Consider the following 4,117-nt stretch of genomic DNA (forward strand, 5'->3'; position numbering starts at 1 on the left):
TTATGCATATATAAGCACTTTGATAAAACATTGTCTTATTTTAAAATACTTCTGTCAACTTCTTTAATAATATTTTTCTAAATTTTTCTCCCTTTCCTTTATCTTTATCTACATTATCACAAATATCTTTCCATTCTTCTAAAGATACACCTATCTTTTTTTCCAACTCTTTTTCTGTGTTAGTTATTAAACTAGATGATATTACAAAATCACCTAATTCTTTAGCATCTTTAAATATTTTTAAATATATAAATTGATTATTATCTACACTCCACTTAGCATTGAAATCTTTTATAAATTTTCTTACTTCTAAATCAAGTTTACTTATAGGCGCATCCCAAATGCTATTCAATTTATCATAGTCATGCTTCATCTTATTCGCTATCTCTTTATTAATTTTTTTTAATTTCTCGCCTTCTTTAATAATAACTTCAACAGGTAAGGGTGGAATTTTAGTAACTAATTTTTCTTTTCCATATATCCATTTATAAAAAGCTTCTTGTAAAAATGAGTGCTGAAAATACCCGAGTAAAGTTTTTGGATTAGGCATATATCCCCAAATACTGCTCACCCCTGCATTCTTATTAAAAATAATTGTATGAAAATAAAGACTTTTTTCTGTCGGAAGTTCTTCCATAAACATATGTCCTCTAATTGTTTTATTTTTGCTAGTTATATCATCCCAATATCTAAATGAATTATATTTTTCTTTCAATTTAACCACCATTCTTTCATTTATTTAAACCATTTTATTTTATATTCCATCTATATACCTATATTATATAGTATATAATACTGTCTTAACAAATTATTTATACCATATTTTTTTGTGTTTTTATCATTAATATAGATTTTTTAAATTATATTACTATTATTGTTATTTATTTCTATAAATATTCTATTAGTTTTTATATGATTATAGTCATTAAATTAAAGAAAAATAAAAAAGTGTACTTTCAAACTTTTAGTCTGAAAGTACACTTTTTCATTAATATAATAATTTATAAAATTGGGGATTGGTAAATTGTTTTTTAATTTTTATTTATTTATTTATTTAATTTATTTATTTAGCTTTTTTAATTAGCTTTTTTAGTTAGCTTTTTTCGCTGCAATATTATGAGAATTCCATGTGAATGATAAGAAGAATATTGCTAAAACACATGAAATCATTAATAATATGAATCCACCGTCCCAGCTAAACTTATCAACAACAGCACCCATTGCAACTTCTGCTGCAACTTGTCCACCCATGTATCCAAATAGTCCGGTGAAACCAGCAGCTGTTCCTGCAGCTTTCTTAGGTACAAGGTCTAGTGCACTAACACCTATAAGCATAACAGGTCCGTAGATTAAAGCACCGATTGATGCTAAAGCACAATTAATTGCCATTGGGCTTGTACTCTTCCAATAGACATATGTTGCAACTGCAACACCAACCATACAAATTATTCCTATCGGAGCACGTCTTCCATGGAATATGTGGTCACTAATCCATCCAACTATGATAGTTCCTGGAATAGCTGCATATTCAAATAAAGCAAATGCTACTGAAGAATCTTTTGGGTTAAAATGTCTTACTTCTTGTAAGTATGTTGGAACCCAGTTTATAACACCATATCTAACCATGTAAACAAATACATTAGCTATAGCAATACACCATAATAATTTGTTATTAAATACATATTTAAATAATATTTCTTTTGCAGAAAGTTCTGCTTCTGCATCTTCAACTTGTTCTGCAACTTCTGGATAATCATCCATATATTCTTCTATTGGTGGTAAACCAACTGATTGAGGAGTATCCTTTGCAAAGATCATATAAACGATACCACCAACGATAGCAATTATTGCTGGTAAATAGAATGAACCTTTCCAACTTCCAAATATAGATACACCAAGTAATACAACTGTAGCGATAAATCCGCCACCTACATTATGTGCTGTATTCCATATTGACATTTTAACTCCACGTTCACTATCTGAGAACCAATGTGTCATTATTCTACCACATGGAGGCCATCCCATACCTTGGAACCATCCATTAAGTAACATTAATATAAACATCATACCTATATTAGTTGCATTAGGTAAGAATAAGTTTGTTGCACCTGATAATATAAGACCTATTGCTAGGAAAAATCTTGGATTTGACCTATCGGACATATTACCCATTACGAACTTACTTACACCATAAGCTAATCCTAAAGCTGAGGCAACAAAACCTACTTGAGTTTTTGTAAATCCTTGGTCTATAAGATATACCTTAGCTAATGAGAAATTACTTCTTACAAAGTAATAAATAAGATATCCCATGTATATACTTAGAAATACTTGTATACGATATCTCTTGTAGCTTGATGGTATCTTTTCTGCTGGCATTCTCTCAATATGAGGTGCCGGTTTTAAAAAGTTAAACATAAAAATCCCTCCACAAAATTAATCTTTTAGTCTGTAAAACTTTATTTGTTTTATACTATAAATAATTCCTGTAATAAATTAAAAGAAATATTTAAAATATGCTTAAATTAATAACTAAACACTCCAAAGTTCTTGCTTAGTTGTAGATATACATGTTGCACCAGATTGTAATGCTGAAATAATTTCTTGTTTATTCTCAATTAATCCACCTGTAATTATTGGTTTTAATGTATTTTTAGACATATTTTCTATAACCTTAGGTAAAATTCCAGGTAATATTTCTATTGCATCGGCTCCTGATACTAAATGATTCTTAGAATTGGTAAATGACAATGTATCAAATATAAAAAATCTTTGAATTGCTAGTAACCCATAATTTTTAGCAATTTTAAGGATGTGTGGTTTTGTGCTTATAATTCCTTTGAAACTAGTATTTTCTTTTAAATAACTAATTACTACTTCTTTAGTTGAAACAAAACCATCAACTAAATCTAAATGAATTATTCCTATCTTCCCTTTTTCCTCTATTAAATCGCCTATCTCTTTTATATTCATAATACTGCCAAATAACACAAATATAATCTGTACTGAAGATTCTAGCGCTAATGCTAATTCATCTTCATTTTTTACAGATGCTATAATAGGGTTCTGTTCTAATAACTCTACTGTACTCATTAAGCTTCCCCCTCTTTGAAACGTTTACTATGTTTATATAATAACAATTAATCTTTTCAAAACTTAATCTTAATTGTTTCAAAAATGTAACACTTGAGATTTTTTTTAAATACTATTTATTATAGGTAAATATGTATATATTTAGGATTTATATCATAAAAGCTTCTAATACTTACCTATAATAGAAGCTAAGTAAATTGATATTTTATTCTGATTATTTTATAATATATATACAAGCTTTTAAGGAGGAATGCAGTTGTATTTGTGTGAAATATGCCAAAAACAGGCTGATATTCATCATATTGTTCACAGAAGTGAAGGTGGATTGGATATAAAATTAAATTACAAGTATTTGTGTCCATATCATCATAGAGGTAAACCAGGTCCTCATCATTGTGAAGAAACCGATATTTTGTACAAGTTAGAACTTCAAAATAATTTATTTTATCTGCTTCAAAATGATTATTATAAATTTAAAGAATTAATGTTAATACTTGAAGTATCTAAAAATCAACTAAAAAGAATCATTAAAGATTTAAAAGTATATAAAGAAGGATTTAAAAAATTAGATATAATAGTTAAAATTATGGGTGGAAAACTATATGCTGAAGAAATGATTGAAAATTTAACTCTAAATAAATTAATCGACAATATAGATAAAGAACCTTAATTTTATAACAAATATTTTTCTTATTTTATTGACATAAAAAAATGCAATGATTATAATAAAAAATAATATATGATAATACGTTGATGAGGACAGTAAACTAAAACCTTATTTTCAGAGAGAGAATATGTTGGTGGAATTATTCTTAAATATCTTTAGTTGAAAACCACCTCTGAGTGACCTTAATACAGTCCGTTTATTGCCACGTTACGGTAATTTCAAGTGATCTAGTACTCTACTTTTTAAATTAAAATAAGTATATTTTTAATTTAAATAGATGTATTAGATAATTAGAGTGGAACCACGGATATTACTTCGTCTCTATATATTTAGAGACGGAGTTTTTTTATTCTTTAG

4 protein-coding genes and 1 other annotated feature are annotated in these 4,117 nt (G+C 27.4%); of the genes, 1 reads left to right on the forward strand and 3 read right to left on the reverse strand.

Features of this window, described 5'->3' with window-relative positions:
* Positions 1-40: 40 nt before the first annotated feature.
* The 3 genes from NG904_RS03835 to NG904_RS03845 form a co-directional block, all read right to left on the reverse strand.
* Positions 41-637: a hypothetical protein gene (locus NG904_RS03835; protein WP_252229901.1), complete on the reverse strand. Its 597-nt coding sequence runs from the start codon at positions 635-637 to the stop codon at positions 41-43.
* 452 nt (positions 638-1,089) lie between these two features.
* Complete coding sequence (gene pgtP, locus NG904_RS03840; protein WP_252229883.1) at positions 1,090-2,418, reverse strand: phosphoglycerate transporter protein PgtP; 1,329 nt, start codon at positions 2,416-2,418, stop codon at positions 1,090-1,092.
* Between the two features lie 114 nt (positions 2,419-2,532).
* Positions 2,533-3,093: a glycerol-3-phosphate responsive antiterminator gene (locus NG904_RS03845; RefSeq protein ID WP_252215190.1), complete on the reverse strand. Its 561-nt coding sequence runs from the start codon at positions 3,091-3,093 to the stop codon at positions 2,533-2,535.
* A 256-nt stretch (positions 3,094-3,349) separates the two neighbouring features.
* Between NG904_RS03845 and NG904_RS03850 the strand changes: the two genes are divergently transcribed.
* The gene (locus NG904_RS03850; protein WP_252229885.1) at positions 3,350-3,763 is read left to right on the forward strand and encodes an HNH endonuclease; all 414 of its coding nucleotides are present in this window, start codon (positions 3,350-3,352) and stop codon (positions 3,761-3,763) included.
* Positions 3,764-3,834: 71 nt separating this feature from the next.
* Positions 3,835-4,086: a binding site (T-box leader), on the forward strand.
* Positions 4,087-4,117 lie beyond the last annotated feature (31 nt).

This window comes from Clostridium sp. ZBS15 (genome assembly GCF_023845705.1).
GTDB lineage: Bacteria > Bacillota > Clostridia > Clostridiales > Clostridiaceae > Clostridium > Clostridium aquiflavi.